At 67.6% G+C, this 18,785-nt stretch carries 12 protein-coding genes; 11 read left to right on the top strand and 1 reads right to left on the bottom strand.

Going from position 1 to position 18,785, the window contains the following annotated elements:
* Positions 1-4: 4 nt before the first annotated feature.
* From N440_RS17685 to N440_RS17650, 8 genes are all read left to right on the top strand, one after another.
* The gene (locus N440_RS17685; protein ID WP_133935914.1) at positions 5-898 is read left to right on the top strand and encodes a LysR family transcriptional regulator; all 894 of its coding nucleotides are present in this window, start codon (positions 5-7) and stop codon (positions 896-898) included.
* A gap of 82 nt (positions 899-980) precedes the next feature.
* On the top strand, positions 981-1,490 hold the full coding sequence (dnaQ, locus tag N440_RS17680; protein ID WP_133935913.1) for a DNA polymerase III subunit epsilon: 510 nt from the start codon (positions 981-983) through the stop codon (positions 1,488-1,490).
* 318 nt (positions 1,491-1,808) lie between these two features.
* Entirely contained in the window at positions 1,809-2,045 is a 237-nt protein-coding gene (rpmB, locus tag N440_RS17675) for a 50S ribosomal protein L28 (RefSeq protein WP_005411638.1), read from the top strand.
* 10 nt (positions 2,046-2,055) lie between these two features.
* On the top strand, positions 2,056-2,223 hold the full coding sequence (gene rpmG, locus N440_RS17670) for a 50S ribosomal protein L33 (protein ID WP_170272460.1): 168 nt from the start codon (positions 2,056-2,058) through the stop codon (positions 2,221-2,223).
* Between the two features lie 249 nt (positions 2,224-2,472).
* Positions 2,473-3,891 carry a cardiolipin synthase gene (gene cls / locus N440_RS17665; RefSeq protein WP_133936055.1) on the top strand — a complete coding sequence of 473 codons (1,419 nt, stop codon included), beginning with the start codon at positions 2,473-2,475 and terminating at the stop codon, positions 3,889-3,891.
* A 45-nt stretch (positions 3,892-3,936) separates the two neighbouring features.
* Positions 3,937-5,358: an FAD/NAD(P)-binding protein gene (locus tag N440_RS17660; RefSeq protein WP_133935912.1), complete on the top strand. Its 1,422-nt coding sequence runs from the start codon at positions 3,937-3,939 to the stop codon at positions 5,356-5,358.
* 9 nt (positions 5,359-5,367) lie between these two features.
* Complete coding sequence (gene uvrD, locus N440_RS17655) at positions 5,368-7,560, top strand: DNA helicase II (RefSeq protein ID WP_133935911.1); 2,193 nt, start codon at positions 5,368-5,370, stop codon at positions 7,558-7,560.
* Between the two features lie 194 nt (positions 7,561-7,754).
* The gene (locus N440_RS17650; RefSeq protein ID WP_133935910.1) at positions 7,755-8,309 is read left to right on the top strand and encodes a hypothetical protein; all 555 of its coding nucleotides are present in this window, start codon (positions 7,755-7,757) and stop codon (positions 8,307-8,309) included.
* An 85-nt stretch (positions 8,310-8,394) separates the two neighbouring features.
* On the opposite strand, the gene N440_RS20390 is transcribed toward N440_RS17650, so the two are convergent.
* Positions 8,395-8,541, bottom strand: coding sequence for a hypothetical protein (locus N440_RS20390; RefSeq protein ID WP_166671571.1), 147 nt, complete (start codon positions 8,539-8,541; stop codon positions 8,395-8,397).
* A gap of 186 nt (positions 8,542-8,727) precedes the next feature.
* On the opposite strand from N440_RS20390, the gene N440_RS17645 reads away from it, so the two are divergent.
* The 3 genes from N440_RS17645 (at position 8,728) to N440_RS17635 (ending at position 18,740) form a co-directional block, all read left to right on the top strand.
* Positions 8,728-9,174 (top strand): universal stress protein, encoded by a 447-nt coding sequence (locus N440_RS17645; RefSeq protein ID WP_005411629.1) that lies wholly within the window; start codon positions 8,728-8,730, stop codon positions 9,172-9,174.
* Between the two features lie 470 nt (positions 9,175-9,644).
* On the top strand, positions 9,645-11,204 hold the full coding sequence (locus tag N440_RS17640) for a ShlB/FhaC/HecB family hemolysin secretion/activation protein (RefSeq protein WP_208322809.1): 1,560 nt from the start codon (positions 9,645-9,647) through the stop codon (positions 11,202-11,204).
* Positions 11,205-11,213: 9 nt separating this feature from the next.
* Positions 11,214-18,740 carry a filamentous hemagglutinin N-terminal domain-containing protein gene (locus tag N440_RS17635; RefSeq protein WP_133935909.1) on the top strand — a complete coding sequence of 2,509 codons (7,527 nt, stop codon included), beginning with the start codon at positions 11,214-11,216 and terminating at the stop codon, positions 18,738-18,740.
* Positions 18,741-18,785: the final 45 nt, after the last annotated feature.

The raw sequence follows: 18,785 nt of genomic DNA, 5'->3' as shown, positions 1-18,785 counted from the left end.
TGTCATGGACCGCTTCGAGGCGATGCGGGCGTTTGCCCGGGTGGTGGAGACCGGCAGCTTCACCCGCGCCGCGCTCTCGCTTCAGGTCAGCCGCACCACGGTCACACAGCTGGTACAGCAGCTGGAGGCGCACCTGCGGCTGCGCCTGCTCAACCGCACCACGCGCCGGGTCAGCGTCACCGCCGATGGCGCGGCCTACTACCCGCGCATCGCGCGCCTGCTGGCCGAGCTGGAAGAGGTGGAGGGTGGGCTGGGTGATGCGGCCACCCAGCCGCGCGGGCGGCTGCGGGTGGATGTGCCCGGACCCTACGCTCGGCTGCGGCTGGTGCCGGCGCTGCCGGATTTTCAGGCGCGCTACCCGGAGATCCAGCTGGACATCGGCGTCAGCGACCGCGAGGTCGATGTCATCGCCGACAACGTCGACTGCGTGATCCGTGGCGGCACCCCGGCCGACCCGGCACTGGTGGCGCGGCCGCTCGGCGCGCTGCCGATCGGCTTCCACGCCAGCCCGGGCTATGTGCAGCGCTTCGGCCTGCCGGCCGACCCGCGCGCGCTGGAAGGACCCGATCACCACATGGTCGGCTTCCTCAGCCCGCGCAGTGGCCGGGCCAGGGTGTTCAACGCTCAACGTGGCGATGAACGCATCGAGGTGCAGGGCCGCTACACGGTCGGCTTCGACGACGGTAACGCCTATCTGGCGGCTGCGTTGGCGGGGCTGGGCGTGGTGGCGTTGCCCAGTTACATGGCCGCGCCGCACGTGGCGCGTGGCGAGCTGCTGCCGATGCTGCAGGAATGGCAGCTGCCACCGATGCCGATGCATGTGATGTTTCCGCCGAACCGGCACATGAGCCAGCGGCTGCGGGTGTTCATTGATTGGGTGGTGGAGGTGCTGGGGTGAGCATCTGCAACGTTTCCGAATCCGCTCACGCGGCTGCACGTGCGAAAATCACCACGGCACGCAACAGGAAACTTCGTCACGCATGAGCCGCATCGTCGCACTGGATACCGAAACCACCGGCATCTCCCATCGGCTCGGCCATCGCGTGATCGAGATCGGTGCCGTCGAACTGATCGATGGCCAGCTCACCGGGCGCCAGTTCCACACCTACCTGCAGCCGCAGCGCAAGGTCGACTGGGGCGCACAGCGCGTGCATGGCATCAGCGATGCGATGCTGGTGGGCAAGCCGCTGTTCTCCAGCAAGGCCGCCGAACTGCTGGCGTTCCTGCGCGGCAGCGAGCTGGTCGCGCACAACGCCACCTTCGACGTGGGTTTCCTGGACAACGAGCTGCGCCTGTCCGGCATTCCCGGCACGCTGGCCCAGCATTGCCGCATCACCTGCAGCCTGAAGCTGGCGCGCGGGCGTTGGCCCGGCCAGGGCAACAAGCTGGACGATGTACTGCAGCGCCTGCGCATTCCAGGCAACCGCGGCCTGCATGGCGCGTTGAAGGATGCCCATCTGCTGGCCCAAGTGATCCCGCACCTGCGTTGAGCCCGGCCGCTTGTGTAGAGCCGAGCCCACGCTCGGCTCGGTCTTGCGGGCCGAAGCAGCCGAGCATGGGCTCGGCTCTACAGGAAGGCGGCCATCCTGTTCAGCTCCGGCCTGTGGGTAACTTGCGCAAGTGCTTGAACCCATGCATAATGCGCGGCTCGCTGTGTCCGGTTTTCTACCGGGCGGCACCCCCGGGAGCACGTCCCCGGCCGCCCAACGCCAGCGTAACCCTTTGATTCTCTTGACGTGTGGTGGGCAACCACTGAGGCCGCCGTCTCCCGGGCTACGGGCTGACACAACTTACTATCGAGGTGCGCCATGTCCCGCGTATGCCAGGTTTCCGGCAAGCGAGTGCAGACCGGTAACAACGTCTCGCACGCCAACAACAAGACCCGTCGTCGTTTCCTGCCCAACCTGCACGAGCGTCGCTTCTGGGTTGCCAGCGAGAACCGCTGGGTGAAGCTTCGTGTTTCCGCGCATGCACTGCGCACCATCGACAAGAACGGCATCGATTCCGTTCTGGCTGAGCTGCGTGCGCGCGGCGAAAAGGTCTGAGGAGTAGACGATCATGGCAGGCAAGCGCGATAAGGTCCGTATGATTTCGACCGCCGGTACCGGTCACTTCTACACGACTGACAAGAACAAGAAGAACACCCCGGGGAAGATGGAATTCTCCAAGTACGATCCGGTCGTGCGCAAGCACGTCCCGTACAAGGAAGGCAAGATCAAGTAATCCGCAAGGATTGCTGGTCCCCGCGAAGAAACCCGCCCTTGTGGCGGGTTTTTTCATGCCTGGTATTCCCGTGGAGGGGCCGACCGTTCCGGCATTGCCGCAGTGGGTGCCGACCGTTGGTCGGCATGCTGTCCCCACACCCGGTAGGTGTCGACCTTGGTCGACACGCTGGTTCAAAGCCGTCGAGCAAGCTCGACTCTACACACCCTGCTGGGCAGAATGGCCCATCACCTCCCGACGGGCGACGCGATGCTGTTCGAGTGGTTGCTGGGTTCGTACCTGCTGCTGATCGACTGGCTGATCCGGCTGGTCGCACTGTGCTGGATCCCCACCCGCACCACGCCGGGGGCGGCGCGCAGCTGGCTGCTGCTGGTCGGCTTCGTGCCGCTGCTGGGCCTGCCGCTGTACCTGCTGTTCGGCCACCCGTGGCTGTCGCGCGAGCGCATCCGCCGCCAGGCCGAGGCCTCGCAGGTCATCCGCGAGGAGCAGGCGCTGCAGCACCGCCTGCGCTGGACCCCGCAACCGGACACCGCCTGCGCCGAGATCGTGCCGCTGGTGCAGCGCCAGGGCGATTTCATGCCGGTGCACGGCAACGCGGTCGACCTGCTGACCGACTACGACGAATCGCTGCATACGCTGATCGCCGACATCGACCAGGCCGAAGACCGCGTGCACCTGCTGTACTACCTGATGTTCGATGATGCGGTGGGCGAGGCGGTGGTCGAGGCGCTGCAGCGTGCAGCCGCGCGCGGCGTGCAGTGCCGTGTGCTGCTCGACGCGGTGGGCGCCAAGCGCGGCCTGCGCGCCTATCGAAAGCGCCTGGAAGCGCGCGACATCGAAGTGCGTGCAATGCTGCCCGGTGGCCTGCGCTGGCGCCGCAGCGGGCGCATGGACCTGCGCAACCACCGCAAGATCGCGGTGATCGACAACGAAGTGGCCTATGTCGGTTCGCAGAACCTGGCCGGCCCCGGCTTCGTGCCCGGCCACCCGAACCGCGAGCTGGTGGCGCGCGTGCGTGGCCCGGCGGTGGCGCACCTGGAAGCGGTGTTCGCCAGCGACTGGTACATGGAAACCGGCCAGCGCCTGGACGTGATCGCCGATGTACCCGAGTGCAGCGATGACATCGCCACCCAGCTGCTGCCCAGCGGCCCGGCCTACCCGTACAGCAACGCACGCGATGCGGTGGCGGCGCTGATCCACCTGGCACGGCGCCGGCTGGTGATGGTCACCCCGTATTTCGTGCCTGACGAAGCCACGCTGAGCGCGCTGCGCATTGCCGCGTTGTCCGGCGTGCAGGTGCAGCTGATCCTCTCGGCCAGCAACAACCAGCGGCTGACCTCATGGGCGCAGGAGGCGTACTACGACGAGCTGCTGCGTTGCGGCGTGCGCATCGCCCTGTACGAACCGCAGTTCCTGCATGCCAAGCACATGAGCGTGGACGAGGACATCGCCGTGCTCGGCTCGATCAACATGGATATCCGCTCGTTCGCGCTGAATGCCGAAATCGGCCTGATCTGCTACGACCGCGCGCTGGTCCAGCAGCTGTGCGCGATCGAGGACGGCTACCTGCGCGAGTCACGGCAGCTGGACCTGCAGCAGTGGCGCAGCCGCCCGACGTGGCGGCGCAGCCGCGAAGGCATCGCACGCCTGGCCGATGCGTTGATGTGAGGCCGCAGTAACCGCCCGCTTCGGCACGCCGGCCTGTCATCGCCGATGGCCTACAATCGGCCCATGACTGATTCACCGCGTAATGGCGAACTGGACCTGGCGATCATCGGTGGTGGTGCGGCCGGGGTGCTGGTGGCGATCCAGGTATTGCGCCAGGCCCGTGCGCCGCTGGCGCTGGCCATCTTCGAGCCGGCCTCGCAGCTGGCGCAGGGCATCGCCTATGCCACGCCGTGGCCCGAGCATCTGCTGAACGTGCCAGCGGCGAAGATGAGTGCGTTTGCCGACGCGCCCGGCGATTTCCTCGACTACCTGATGGCCGCCAACGCCTACCCGGGCGAGGCGCGCGAGGTGCTGGGCGAGCGCTACGTGTGCCGCCACTACTTCGCCGCCTACCTGCAGCAGCGCCTGCAGGACGCCGCCGCGGCCAGCCCGGCGCAGCTGCAGGTGATCGCGCAGCCGGTGCTGGGCCTGCAGCCGGATGACCATGGTTACCAACTGCAGCTGGGCGATGGCCAGACGCTGCACGCCGCACAGGCGGTGCTGGCCACCGGTAACAGCATGCGCCCGCTGCCGGTGGCCGGCGCCGATGCGCTGCCTGCCGATGACGTGATCGAGGCTTGGGACTACGACGGCGTACGCACCCTGGCCGGCGAGCAGGCCGTGGCTATTGTCGGGTCTGGCCTGAGCATGGCCGACACCGTGCTGGCGTTGGTCGCTGCCGGCCATAGCGGACCGCTGCACGTGATCTCGCGCCATGGCCTGCTGCCGTTGTCGCATGCCCACGGCGGCCTGCCCAGCTTCGACCCGGCCACGCTGATGCCGATGAACCTGCGCCAGCGCCTGCGTGCATTGCGCGGGTTCGCGCGCCAGGCTCAGGCCGAAGGCCTGCCGTGGCAGGGCGTGATGGACCGCATCCGTCCGCACGGGCAGACGCTGTGGTGCAGCCTCGATGAGGCCGACCAGCGCCGCTTCCTGCGCCATGTGGTGCGGTATTGGGACGTGCATCGCCACCGCATCGCCGAAGAAGTGGATGCGCAGTTGCAGGCGCTGCAGCACAGCGGCCAGCTGCGCATTCACCGCAGCCGCCTGCAGCGCGTCTGGCGCGAGGGCGGCGCCGTGCAGCTGTCCGGCCGCGATGCCTCGGGCAATGAACAGCAGTGGACGATCGGCGGGGTGATCAACGCCACTGGCGTGGAAACCCGTGCCAGCGCGCTGCGCAATCCCTTGCTGCAACAGCTGCAGGCCGAAGGGCTGGCCCGCCCCGGCCCGCACGGCCTGGGCCTGGACAGCACGGTGCCGGGTGATCGCCTGTGTGCCGCAGGCGGCCAGCCGCAGGCACGATTGGGCGTACTCGGCAGCCTGCGCATCGGCAGCCTGTGGGAAAGCCTGGCCGTGCCTGAACTGCGTCAGCAGGCGCAGGCACTGGCAACCCAGGTGGTCGCAGGAGCCGCGACGGCGATGCCGTAAAATGGGGGCATGGATGTCTCCCACCTGCTTGATGGCCTGAACCCGGCCCAGCGCGAAGCCGTCTCCGCTCCCCCCGGCCACCACCTGGTGCTGGCCGGTGCCGGTTCCGGCAAGACCCGCGTACTCACCCACCGCATCGCCTGGCTGCATGAAGTCGATGGCGTGCCGACCCACGGCATTTTCGCGGTGACCTTCACCAACAAGGCAGCCGGCGAAATGCGCCACCGCATCGATGCGCAGCTGCCCAACGGCAGCCGCGGCATGTGGATCGGCACCTTCCACGGCCTGGCCAACCGCCTGCTGCGCCTGCACTGGCAGGACGCCAAGCTGCCCGAAGGCTTCCAGGTGATGGATTCGGACGACCAGCTGCGGCTGGTCAAGCGTGTGGTGCAGGCGCTGGAACTGGATGACGGCAAGTACCCGGCCAAGCAGATCGCGCGGTGGATCAACGCGCAGAAGGACGAAGGTCGCCGCCCGCAGCACATCCAGCCCGAACCGAACGACGCGTGGCTGGAAACCATGCGCCAGGCCTACATCGAGTACCAGGCGCGCTGCGACCGCGCCGGCCTGGTCGACTTCGCCGAGCTGCTGCTGCGCGCGCACGAGCTGCTGCGCGACAACCCGGCGCTGCTGTCGCACTACCGCGCCCGCTTCCGCGAAATCCTGGTGGACGAGTTCCAGGACACCAATGCCATCCAGTACGCCTTCGTGCGCGTGCTGGCCGGTGATTCCGGCCACGTGTTCGTGGTTGGCGACGATGACCAGGCCATCTATGGCTGGCGCGGTGCCAAGGTGGAGAACGTGCAGGGCTTCCTGCGTGACTTCCCGGGCGCGCAGACCATCCGCCTGGAACAGAACTACCGCTCCACCGCCAACATCCTCGGCGCCGCCAACGCGGTGATCGCGCACAACCCCGACCGCATCGGCAAGCAGCTGTGGACCGACAGCGGCGACGGCGAGCCGATCGACCTGTATGCCGCGTACAACGAGATGGACGAAGCGCGCTACATCGTCGAGCGCGCGCGCCAGTGGGTGCGCGACGGTGGCAGCTACACCGAAGTGGCCGTGCTCTACCGCAGCAACGCGCAGTCGCGCGCGCTGGAAGAAGCCCTGCTGAGCGAGCAGGTGCCGTACCGCGTGTACGGTGGCATGCGCTTCTTCGAGCGTGCCGAAATCAAGGACGCGCTGGCCTACCTGCGCCTGCTGTCCAACCGCAACGATGACGCGGCGTTCGAGCGCGCGGTCAACACGCCCACCCGTGGCATCGGCGACCGCACGCTGGACGAAGTGCGCCGCGAGGCGCGCGCGCAGGGCATCTCGCTGTGGGAAGCGACCATGCTGGTCACCCAGGGCAGCGCGCTGGCCGCACGTGCGCGCAATGCGCTGGCCGGCTTCCTGGTGCTGGTCAACGAGCTGCAGGCGCAGACCCTGCACATGACCCTGGCCGAGCGCGTAGACCACGTGCTGGCCCGCTCGCAGCTGCGCGAGCACTGGAGCAAGGAAAGCCGCAACGCGCTGGATTCGGAATCGCGCACCGACAACCTCGACGAACTGGTCTCGGTGGCTTCGCGTTTCGTACGCCGCGCCGACGACATCGAGGAAGTGGGCGAGGACATGGACGAGCTGGTCGCGTTCCTGGCCTATGCGGCACTGGAGGCCGGTGAGGGCCAGGCGCAGGCGGGCGAGGACGGCGTGCAGCTGATGACCCTGCACTCGGCCAAGGGCCTGGAATTCCCGCTGGTGTTCCTGGCCGGCCTGGAAGAAGGCCTGTTCCCCAGTGCACGCTCGCTGGAGGAAAGCGGTCGGCTGGAAGAAGAGCGCCGCCTGGCCTACGTGGGCATCACCCGCGCGCGCCAGAAACTGGTGCTGAGCTACGCCGAATCGCGCCGCATCCATGGCCAGGACAACTACAGCCTGCCGTCGCGCTTCCTGCGCGAGATCCCGCGCGAACTGCTGCATGAAGTCCGCCCGAAGGTGCAGGTCTCGCGGCCGGCCTCGCTGGGCAGCAGCCGGGTGATGGGCCATGCCTCGATCGAGGCACCGCCGCTCAAGCTCGGCGCACTGGTCACCCATCCCAAGTTCGGCGAAGGCATGGTGACCGACTACGAAGGCAGCGGTGCCCACGCCCGTGTGCAGGTCGAGTTCGCCGACGCCGGCAGCAAGTGGCTGGTGATGGCGTATGCCAACCTGACGGTGATCTGATCGCCGTCGAGGGGCCGGGAATTCCTGTAGAGCCGAGCCATGCTCGGCTGCTTCTGGTGGGGAAGGAGCAGTCGAGCAAGCTATGCCGGTCGTCCTGACCGGCACCCTTCGGGCCGTCGCAAGCGACGTTGGCAGCGGCTCCTGCCGCTACCTTCGACTCTACAATAGGCGGCACTTCTCACAGGAACGCCCCCATGACCGAACCCACGCTGCACGTCACCGTGAAGTTGAACGCCCGGCTGCAGCCGGAGCACCGCCATGAACTGTTCGAGGATCCGCTCGATGCGCTGCTGCAGGCGGCCCAGGTGGGTGAGCTGACCGGCGGCGGCACCGCGATGTCCGACCTGGGTGAAGTCGAGTACGGCGATATCGAAGTGGCGCTGATCGATGCGAGTGGCGTGCCGAAGCTGATCGATCTGCTGGAGCAGCTGGGCGCGCCGAAAGGCTCGCAGCTGCAGGGCGCAGGCGAGGCTGACCGCAGCTTCGGCGTGACCGAAGGGCTGGGCATCTACCTGGACGGGCTGACCCTGCCGGACGACGTCTACGAGCAGTGCGATTCCAACCACGTGTTCGAACAGCTGTCGGAGAACATCGACGGCCTCGGTGAGATCTGCAGCTGGTGGCAGGGCCCGACCGAGACCGCGCTGTACATGTACGGCGAATCGTTCGTGGCGATGCGTGATGCCATCGCTGACTTCGTGGCCAGCTACCCGCTGTGCCAGAACGCGCGCGTGGTGCAGATCGCCTGAACAAAGCAACGGTAGAGTCGAGCTTGCTCGACTGCTTCTACCCGCAAAGAAAGCAGTCGAGCAAGCTCGACTCTACGGCAGCCCGTTAGCGGCCGGCCGCCTGCCGCGCGTTGTCGCGCAGCGCCATGTCCTTGCCGATCTGGTAGCCGCCGAACAGCACCGCCAAGGCGATGATCGCGGCGACCAGGATGGATTTCTGGGAACTCCAGGCGGGCGGTTTGTTGTCCTGCATGTCGGTCGTCCTTGAGCGCGGCAGTGCGCCGCCCGCCGAGCATGCGCCGCACTGACCGGCGCACGCAAGCGGGCGATGCGCACACGCCGCTGCGCGGCGCCGGATTGATCCTGCTCAAGGCGCGGCCTGCACATCCGGTGTGCAATGGTGTCGTTCCCATCTGGCAGATCGCTACGGAGCCCCACCATGTACAAGCGCATCCTGATTGCCACCGACGGGTCCGAGCTGGCCGACAAGGGCCTGGCCAAGGGCCTGGAGCTGGCCAAGGACCTCAATGCCGAGGTCGATATCGTGACCGTTTCCGAGCCGTGGGCCGTCGGCATGTACGACGCCATGGGCTGGAGCGTGGGCTATATGAACAGCCCCGAGTACAAGGCCGACCGCGAGGAAGGCGCACAGAAGGTGCTGCAGCCGGCGCTGGCCAAGGCCGCCGAGCAGGGCATCACCGCCAACCCGGTGCATGTACTGGACCGCTACGCGGCCGACGGCATCATCGAGACGGCGGGTGAGCGCAACAGCGACCTGATCGTGATGACCTCGCATGGCCGCCGTGGCGTCACCCGGGTGCTGCTGGGCAGCCAGACCGCCGAAGTGCTGGCACGCAGCACGCTGCCGGTGCTGGTCATCCGCTGATCCACACCCGCTGATTCACGCGTTCCCGGGGAGGGGACCCGACGCCGGCCGCAGGATGCGCGCCGGCGTTGTCTTTTGTGGGCCCTGAGTGGCGCACGAGCATTCAGATCGATCCATGTGGCGTCGACATCGGCCCTGCAGAGGCGTGTCCGACGAACGGTTACGAACGGCACGCGTCGCCGTTCATTCTTTGTGGCATCCTCCGCGCGGGGTTGTTGAGGTGCATGCATGTCTGGGCCGTGGGCGGATCGCCTGCTGGCTGCCAGCGCGTTCTGCTGCGCCTGTCTTTTTCATGCACTCCGCCCGGGGACTGGCGGAGCGTTGTCCGTTGCCTTGGACATCTGCCGTCATTGGAGGACATCTTGATGCCGTTGAAGCGTTCGTCGTTCGCGTTGCTGCTGTCTGCAGCATTGCCTGTTGCGGCGGCGGCCCCCCCGGCCGACATTCCAGCGGACACCCGGTTGCCCGACATGGACGCGCGTACCGGCAGCCAGACCCTGCAGGTGCGTGGTTTCCGCGCCAGCGACGTCGGTGAGCATCCACAACGAGGCATCACGCCCGCCCACGTCCAGGCTGTGCTGGATGCGTACTTCGCGCGTATTGCGCAGGGCGCCGACGTGGCGGTGCTGGACTTCGCCCAGCTGCAGGGGGCGGCGGACGCGGTGACGGCGGCCTATCGCAAGGCGGGTTTCCTGGTCAGCGTCGCCTACCTGCCGCCGCAGAAGCTCGATGCCGAGGGCCGCATCGAAGTGCGCGTGCTGGAAGGGCGCATCGGCAAGGTGGTGGTGCAGGGCAACCAGCGTTACCGCAGTCATACGCTCAGCAACGTGGCCGAACGCCTGCGTGGGCAGCCGTTGCGCCAGGCCGACATCGACAGCGCGTTGCTGTACGCGCGTGACCTGCCGGGGGTTTCCGTTTCCTCGGTGCTGCAACCCGGCGAGAACGTCGGTGAAACCGACCTGGTGCTGGTCGCGCGTGAAAGCGGCCGGCCCTACGAGATCAGCACCAGCGTGGACAACCATGGCACCGCGTTGACCGGGCGCGGCCGTGCCCAGCTGGGTGTGACCTGGAACAGCCCACTGGGCCTGGGCGATGTGTTCGCCGCCAGTGGCACCTATGCATTCGATCCACAGGCCAGCCGTGCCGGCGCACTGTCCTACAGCGTGCCATTGCAGGCTGTCCAGGGCCTGTCGGTGCTGGCCGGTGCCAACCGCAGCGAGCTGGAGGTGGACGACGGCATCCTGCGTGGCTTCAAGCTCAAGGGACCGGCGTCGCAGGCCTATGCAGGCGCCGACTGGAAGTTCATCAACCGGCCCGATCTGCAGGTGACCAGCTCGGCGCGCTACATCCGTGAAAGCTCGCGCTTTGAAGCGCTGGGGCTGGTTCTTTCCAAGCAGAAATACGATGTGGCCGAGGTGGGGGCCAGCGTGCGCCACAACGATGCACGCTGGCATGGCATCAACCTGGCGCAGTTGAGCGTGCGCCAGTCGCTGCGCGATCGCTCGGCCGACTTCGATGCGATCAACCCGACACGTGACAGCCGGTTCAACGTGGTGCGCCTGGGCCTGCTGCGGCTGCAGTACCTCAGCCGCAGCCAACGCCTGCTGTTCAAGTTCAATGGCCAGTACAGCAACAACTCGTTGCCGGCACTGGAGCAGTTCCAGGTCGGTGGCAACGACAGCGTGCGGGGATACGCGCAGGGCGAGACCCTGGGTGATCGTGGCTGGTTCGGGGCGCTGGAGTACCACGTCGACGCGCCGGGCTTCGGCGATGTGGCCTCGCCGTTCCGGGGCGTGCCATGGCGCGAAGTGCTGGAGCTGGATGTGTTCGCCGACCAGGCGCGGGTGTTCGATGTTGATGGGCTGGAGGCACCGGCCGACCTGGCATCGGTGGGAATGGGCGCGACCTTCCGCCTGCGCCAGTGGAAGAACCTGGAACTGCGCGTGGCGGCGGCCAAGCCGACCAGCGCCCTGCGACCGGGTGACGGCCGCGATGTCCGCGTATATGCGCGGCTTGGCCTGACCTTCTGAGGAGCGACCATGAACCGTATCTACCGACTCGTCTTCAATCCTTCGCTGGGCCAGGTGCAGGTCGCTGCGGAGTTCGCGCGCGGGCCACGCCGCGCTGTCCCGGCGCGATCGCACACCCCTCTTTGGCTGGCACCGTTGACCGCGGCGCTGCTGCTGACCGGCAGCCTGCAGGCCACCGCGCAGACCCTGCCACAGAACGGCACCATTACGTCGGGCTCGGGAATCATCAACGTCAATGGCAACACCATGACGATCACCCAGCAGAGCCAGGCTGCGTTGTTCCAGTGGAGCAGCTTCAACATCGGCTCAGGCAACACGGTCAGGTTCGATCAGGCGGGCTCGAGGTCGACGGCCATCAACCTGGTGACCGGCCCGTCGGCCAGCATCATCAGCGGCCAGCTGCTGTCCAACGGGCAGGTATTCCTGCTCAATCCGGCGGGCATTACCTTCACCGGCACTGCCAGCGTCAACGTGGGCGGGTTGCTGGCGAGCACCCTGGCGCCCGGCGCACAGGGGATTCCGCTGGATGGTGGTGGGTTGGCACCCAGTTTCGAACTGGGTGGCGCAGGGGGCAGTGCCGCGGTCAGCAACCTGGGAGGTACGCTGACGGCTACGGCCGGCGGCATCAGCCTGGTCGGTGGCTCGGTGTTCAACAACGGTTACATCGCCGCACCGCTCGGCAACATCGATCTGGTGGCGGCAGGTGCGGTGACCGCGGTGACCGGTGTGTCATCGACCGGCATGCCGAGCCTGTCGTTCGCCACCACTGCGTCGAGTGGCAGGGCAGGTACCGGCATCAGCAACGTCGGGACCCTCAGTGCACGCAACATCAACATGACCGCGCTGATGGGACCCGGGCTGTCCGCCACCGGCATCAACGCGGGTGGCACGATCATCGCCAACGCCATCGATGCCAGCGACGGCAGCCTGACCATCCGCAGTTCTGCACCGGTGGCGATCAACAACGCCATCGTTACGGCCACGGCGATGTCCACGGTGGGATCGGCTGTCATGGGGGGGCCGGTCGCCATCCAGATGACCGGCGGCAGCATCGACGCCACGACCGTGAACTTGAATGGCGGCATCAACGGCGACGTGGTGCTGTCAGGCTCGATCAAGGCAGACTCGATCGGAATCGACGCGAACAACATCACCCAGACCGCGGGTTCGCTGGAGGGCGCGCTGCAACTGGATACGCAGGGCCGAGTGACCCTGGGACAGGCGAGCAATGCCGTCAGCCGCGTTGGCGGCCATGTCGGTACCGACCTGACCCTGGCCACCTCGACCAGCCTGGCGAACAGTGGGGCGCTGTCGGTCGGTGGCAATACCACGCTCGACGCAGCTGCGGGCAATATCACCCTGACCCATGCCGGCAACAGTTTCGGCAACCGGGTCAGCGCGAAAGGAGCCGATGTCAGTCTGGTCGGCATCGGTGCACTGAACCTGGGCGATATCGATGCGCGCAGCCTGGATGCGCAGGGCGGCAGCCTTGGCCTGAGCGGTACGATCACCACGTCCGGTGACCAGGCCTATCGGTCCGCGGTGACACTGCAGGGCAACTCGACGCTGCAGGGTGGGACGATCCTGTTCGACGGCACCGTTGATGGCAGCTACCAGCTGGGCGTCGACGCCAGCGGAATGGCCACGTTCTCCGGTGCCATTGGTGGCAGCACCGCATTGCAGGGTCTCAATGTCAGCGCCGGTAGCGGCGCGCGCCTGTTCGGCGATGTCAGCACGCTGGGCACGCTCGGGTTCGCTGGTCCGGTGCGCGTGTACGGTGTGCGCAGCCTGACCTCGCTTATCGGGAGCCTGACACTCGGCGGAACGGTCGACGGTGACGGCGGCGGTCTGAATCTGAGTGCACGCCAGCTCACGATCGGCGGCGAGGTGGGAGGAACCGGGGCGGTGGGTCGCCTGCACGGCCGCGCCGATACCATCGTGCTGGGCAGCCGCCTCACCAGCAACGGCGAGATCCTGCTGCAGGGCAACGTGGTGCTGGACGGCAACACGCAGCTGATCAGCACCGGCGGCGGCGCCCTCACCACCGACGGTATCTCCAGCAACACCGCCGGTGGCTACAACCTGGCAATGAAAACCGCTGGCCAGATCCAGGTCAACGGCAACATCCAGGCCGCCGATGTCAGCATCACCGGGCATCTCTTCAACGGTCAAGGCATCGTCAGCAAGGGCAACCTCAACATCGATTCCGGAATCAGCCTGACCCAGATGGGCAGTTTCCAGGTCGATGGCCGGACCTCGCTCAGCAGTGCGGGCGACATCAACGTCACCGATGCAGGCAATCGCTTCGGTGGCGAGGTCAGCCTGAGGGGCAGAAGCGCCCAGCTACGCGCGGGCGATCTGCTGCTGGGCAACAGCACGCTGTCGGAGAACCTGCGGCTGGATCTCACCGGCGGGCTGCAGCAAGCCGCGGGCAGCATGCTGGACATCGGCGGCACCACCCATGTCGACGCCGGCGGTCCCATCAATCTCGACAGGGCGAACGGCTTGGGCCAGCCGGTCAACCGGTTTGGCGGTGAGGTGTCACTGAAGGGTCGCGGCAGCTACATTTCCGCTGCGGGCACGCTGGCCTTCTCCGATTTCGACGTGGACAGCCTGTTGGCGACGGCGGATGTCGTGCAGCTTCCCGCCAGCGGCAGGAGCATCGGCCTGCAGTACTTCCAGGGCAATGTGGTGCTGACCCGCGACAGCGTGCTGGACAGCCAGCTTGGCCAGATCAACTTCCGGGGGCGCATCGATGGTGGATACGCACTGACGCTCGCACGCGGGCTCAATGTAGTGTTTGCCGGTGACGTGGGCGGCAATCAGGCGCTCGCCAGCCTCGACAGCCGTGGTGCGGGTCCGCTCCAGCTCGGCGGCAACATCACGGCCGACGGCGCGATCCGCCTGGGCAACGTCAACCTGGTGGCGAACACCCCCCGGGTGTTCAGCATCCGCAGCAACAATGGCAACCTGTTGGCCGGTCGTATCGACGGCAGCAGCGATGGCCGCAGCAGCCTGGTGCTCAACGCGCACGGTGCGCTTGAACTGCAGTCCGGCGCAGGTACCACGCCCGGCGCGGGGCTGGCCAATCTCGAACTCAAGGGGGCAAGCGTGATCGCGCAGGCGATCCGCACCAGTGGCCGGCTTGACGTCAGCAGCACCACCGGGTTCACCCAGGGCGGTACGCTCACCGTCGGTGGCGATGCCAGCTTCAGCGCCGGCAGCGGTGGCGACCTGATGCTGGATACAACGGCCAACACCTTTGCCGGCAAGGTCGCGTTGAGCGGCAACCAGGTGCGGATCCGTGCGCAGCCGGGCCTGGCACTGGATGGGGTGACGGCTGCGGCGCTGGATGCAGACAGCGCGGGGGCGCTGTCGTTGGCCAATGCCAATGTTGCAGGCACTGCGGTCCTTGACGGCACGTCCCTGCTGTTCGACCAGGTGAGCATCGGCGGCGCGCTGGTGGCGACCGCACGCGCAGGTGCCATCAACCAGGGAAGTGGCAGCCTGGCGATCGGCAACAACAGCCAGCTGACCGCCGGCACCGACATCGTGCTGGGCGGAGCCGGCAATCAACTGGGCAGTGCCTTGCAGGTGCAGGGGCGCGACATCACCCTGTCCAGCAGCACGGCCCTGGACCTGCAGAATCTTCAGGCCGCGCGTGACGTGCGGCTCAGCGGCAACGGCGTGCGGCTTGGTGCAACCTCGGTGCAGGGAACACTGCAGGTGAACAGCACGGGTGCGATCACCCAGTCTGCTGCACTGCAGGTGGCAGGCAACAGCCGCTTCCAGGCGGGTTCGGACATCACCCTGGACCAGGCCGGCAATCGTTTCGACGGCAGCGTCGCCCTGCAGGGGGCCAATGTTGCCCTCGGCACCAGCGGTGGCCTGCTGTTCGACGCCGTATCGGTGTCAGGAAATCTGGATGCACGCGCTGGCAGCGCCGGTGTTTCCCAGCAGGCGGCAGTCCAGGTCGGCGGCCGCAGCGACATCCGCACGCAGGGCGCCATCGCGCTGGACCGAGCCGACAACCGGTTCACAGGTGCGGTCGGACTCGATGGGAAGGGTGTCGATCTGCGCGCCGCAGGCGATCTGCAGATTGATCGTCTGAACAACGCCGGGCAATCCGATATACGCCTGCGTGCGGGCGGAGGACTGCAACTGCCCACCTCTGCCATCGATGCCGGTACCGGCAACCTGACCCTGCTCGCCGAGGGTGGGGTGTTGCAGGCCAATGCGCTGCTGGCCGGCAACAACGTCACGCTGACAGGCCGCGATGGCGTGCGGCTGGGTGGTGACCTGCGCAGCGGTGGTTTACTGACCCTGTCCAGCAGCAATGCGGACATCGTGCAGGCCGCTGCGCCCAACGGCGTGGGTGGCAGCGTGCAGTCGGTCGGTGCGGTGCAGGTCAACGCAGGCAACGGACGCATCGCCCTGGGCAACGTCGGCAACCGTTTCGGTGGCGCGCTCAACCTGTCCGGTGGTGATATCAACGTGGCCGCCGACACGCTGCTGCTGGGCAGCGTCAACGCGGGCGGCACGTTGTCACTGGCCAGCGCCGGCGACATCCGCCAGCAGGGTGCCGCGCAGGTGGTGGGCACGACCCGCCTGAGTGCCGGCGGTGACATCGACCTGCAGGCCGCGGGCAACCGTTTCGGTGATGCCGTGGCCGTGCAGGGCCGGCAGGTGGCATTGGCCAGCACCGACCCCCTGCAGCTGCAAGGGGTGACGGCGGACAGCCTGATCGCGCGTAGCGGTGGCCACTTGAGCCTGGGTGCCGCCGGCATCGCGGGCAATGCCACGATCGAAGGGGCCTCCCTGCTGCTGGATGGAGCCACCATCGGCGGCACGCTGTTGGCGACCGCACACGCGGGTGCGATCCGCCAGGGAAGTGGGAGCCTGGCGATCGGCAACAACAGCCAGCTGACCGCCAGCACCGATATCGTGCTGGGCGGAACCGGCAATCAACTGGGCAGCGCACTGCAGGTACAGGGCCGTGACATCACCCTGTCCAGCAGCACGGCACTGGATATCCAGCAGCTGCAGGCTGCGCGCGATGCCGTGCTGGCGGGTAACGGCGTGCGGCTCGGGGCCACCTCCGTGCAGGGAACACTGCAGGTCAACAGCGCCGCTGCGATCACCCAGTCCGATGCGCTGCAGGTGACGGGCAACAGCCGCTTCCAGGCCGGTTCGGACATCAGCCTGGATCAGGCCGGCAATCGTTTCGATGGCAGCGTCGCCCTGCAGGGCGGCAACATCGCCATCACCACCGGTGATGGCCTGCTGCTCGACAGCGTGTCCGCCAGCGGCAACCTGGATGCACGCGCGGGCCTGGGCGGTGTCTCCCAGCAGGCGGCGCTCGAAGTCGGCGGCCGCAGCGACGTGCGCACGCAGGGCACCATTGCACTGGACCGTGCCGACAACCGCTTCACGGGTGCGGTCGGGCTGGACGGCAACGGTGTCGATCTACGCGCAGCGGGCGATCTGCAGGTCGATCGCCTGAACAACGGCGGCCCGTCCGATGTGCGCCTGCACGCCGGGGGAGGCCTGCAGCTGCCGGCCATCGATGCCGGTGCCGGAAACCTGACCCTGCTCGCCGATGGCGGTGCGGTGCAGGCCAATGCGCTGCTGGCCGGCAACAACGTGACCGTGGTCGGCCGCGATGGCGTGCGCCTGGGGGCCGATCTGCGCAGCAGCGGTTCGCTGAGCCTGGCCAGCAGCAACGCGGACATCGTGCAGGTCGCCGTGCCCAATGGGGTGGGGGGCGGCGTGCAGTCGGTCGGTGCAGTGCAGGTTGATGCAGGCAGCGGGCGCATCGCGCTGGGCAATGCCGGCAACCGTTTCGGCGGCGCGCTCAACCTGTCCGGCGGTGACATCAACGTAACCGGCGATACGCTGCTGCTGGGCAATGTGGCCGCGAGTGGCCAGCTGTCGCTGGCCAGCGCCGGCGACATCCGCCAGCAGGGTGCCGCGCAGGTGGTGGGCACGACCCGCCTGAGCGCTGGCGGTGACATCGACCTGCAGGCCGGTGGCAACCACTTCGGCGATGCGGTCACGGTGCAGGGCCGGCAGGTGGCGCTGGCCAGCGATGGCCCGCTGCAGCTGCAGGGCGTGACGGCGGACGGCCTGGCTGCACGCAGTGCAGGACGCCTGACCCTGTCGACGGCCAATGTCGCCGGCGATGTGACCCTGCAGGGCCAGCAACTGCACTTCGGCACGACCCGCGTGGGCGGTAACCTGCAGGCGGTGGGCAGCAACGGCATCGATCAGGACGGCACGCTGCGCGTGGATGGCAGCACCGACCTGCGCAGCAACGCATCGATTGCACTGGGATTGGCTGGCAACGATCTGCGCGGCGCGGTGTCGCTGGCTGGCGCGGGTATCGATCTGGCCAGTGCGGGCGACCTGCGCATCGGTTTGCTCGACAGCCACAGCGCGGCGGTTCGCCTGCAGGCCGGGGGCGCACTGGATCTGCCCAGCGGCGCAATCGATACCGGCAACGGTGACCTGCAGCTGCTGGCCGGCGGCGCATTGCGGTTGCCGGCGGCGCTGCGCGGCAACAACATCACCCTGCGCAGCGGCCAGGACCTGCAGCTCGGCCAGGATGTACTGGCCGCGGGTGTACTGCAGCTCGCAACGGGTGGCACGCTGACCCAGACCGGCGGTGTACTGGCCGCACAGCGCCTGCAGGGTAGTGCCGGCGGCAAGGCCAGCCTGCGTGGTGACAACCGTATCGCCACGCTCGGTGACTTCAGCAGCCAGGGCCTGGAGTTGAAGACCCTGCACGGTCTACAGGTGAGCGGCGACGTGCAGGCTGGCGCGCAGGGCCTGCTCGATGTGCACGGTGGTGATCTGCTGCTCGATGGCAGTGTGCAGGCGGGCGGGCTGCGCCTGCAGTCGTCCGGTGCGATCCGCGCGGGTGCCGGTGGCCGCCTGCTGGCTGACCAGCTCAGTGGACGCGCGGCCGGCCCGACGATGCTGGGCGACGCCTCACTGTTCGTGGCCAATGCCATCGGCACCCTCGGTGATTTCCAGTCGCCCGCAGGCTTCAGCCTGACCAGCGCCGGTACCCTGACCCTCGCCTCGCTCAACGGCAGCGCATTCAGCGTCGATGCCGGTAGTAGCGGGTTCCACCTGAAGGTGCAGGGCGGTGACATCCGCCAGCTGGGTACCGCGCCGGTGCTGGCCGGTGCCAGCCATTGGTGGTCCAGCGGCAGCATCGGCACCCAGCCCCTGCCGATCTATCTGACCAGCGCCGGCAGAACGCACACGATCGATTTCATCGGACGCCCGCCGGCCTATTTCCATGCCGTAGGCACGGATGGCCGCCCTCTCGTGGTGGGCGATGGACCTGATCCCGAAGCGATGCGTCCTGGAGTGCTCGCACAGGGCGCGGTGCTGCCGCGGGCCGTCTATGTCGATGCGGCGGCGGCAGCCGTTGAGCAGCGTGCGATCGGCATCACGTACCCTGGAATCCGGTTGCCGGCGGCGACGGCGCGGGCCTGCGACGGTGACGCGGCGGGTTGCGTGCAGTAACCCGTTGAACATGGGCGGAGTGCTGCCACTCCGCCCGGTTCGATG

Source organism: Stenotrophomonas sp. CC22-02, assembly GCF_004365115.1.
Taxonomy (GTDB): Bacteria; Pseudomonadota; Gammaproteobacteria; order Xanthomonadales; family Xanthomonadaceae; genus Stenotrophomonas; species Stenotrophomonas forensis.
The sequence above is the reverse complement of the archived record's forward strand: the minus strand, read 5'-3'. Positions and strand labels throughout refer to the sequence as shown.

What these genes read in the sequence shown, in the direction of transcription:
- N440_RS17650 (WP_133935910.1), top strand. Translation starts at nt 7,755, where the DNA reads ATGACCGAACCCACGCTGCACGTCACCGTGAAGTTGAACGCCCGGCTG.
- N440_RS17635 (WP_133935909.1), top strand. Translation starts at nt 11,214, where the DNA reads ATGAACCGTATCTACCGACTCGTCTTCAATCCTTCGCTGGGCCAGGTG.
- uvrD (WP_133935911.1), top strand. Translation starts at nt 5,368, where the DNA reads ATGGATGTCTCCCACCTGCTTGATGGCCTGAACCCGGCCCAGCGCGAA.
- N440_RS17685 (WP_133935914.1), top strand. Translation starts at nt 5, where the DNA reads ATGGACCGCTTCGAGGCGATGCGGGCGTTTGCCCGGGTGGTGGAGACC.
- cls (WP_133936055.1), top strand. Translation starts at nt 2,473, where the DNA reads ATGCTGTTCGAGTGGTTGCTGGGTTCGTACCTGCTGCTGATCGACTGG.
- N440_RS20390 (WP_166671571.1), bottom strand. Translation starts at nt 8,541, where the DNA reads ATGCAGGACAACAAACCGCCCGCCTGGAGTTCCCAGAAATCCATCCTG.
- N440_RS17645 (WP_005411629.1), top strand. Translation starts at nt 8,728, where the DNA reads ATGTACAAGCGCATCCTGATTGCCACCGACGGGTCCGAGCTGGCCGAC.
- dnaQ (WP_133935913.1), top strand. Translation starts at nt 981, where the DNA reads ATGAGCCGCATCGTCGCACTGGATACCGAAACCACCGGCATCTCCCAT.
- rpmB (WP_005411638.1), top strand. Translation starts at nt 1,809, where the DNA reads ATGTCCCGCGTATGCCAGGTTTCCGGCAAGCGAGTGCAGACCGGTAAC.
- N440_RS17660 (WP_133935912.1), top strand. Translation starts at nt 3,937, where the DNA reads ATGGCCTACAATCGGCCCATGACTGATTCACCGCGTAATGGCGAACTG.
- N440_RS17640 (WP_208322809.1), top strand. Translation starts at nt 9,645, where the DNA reads ATGGACGCGCGTACCGGCAGCCAGACCCTGCAGGTGCGTGGTTTCCGC.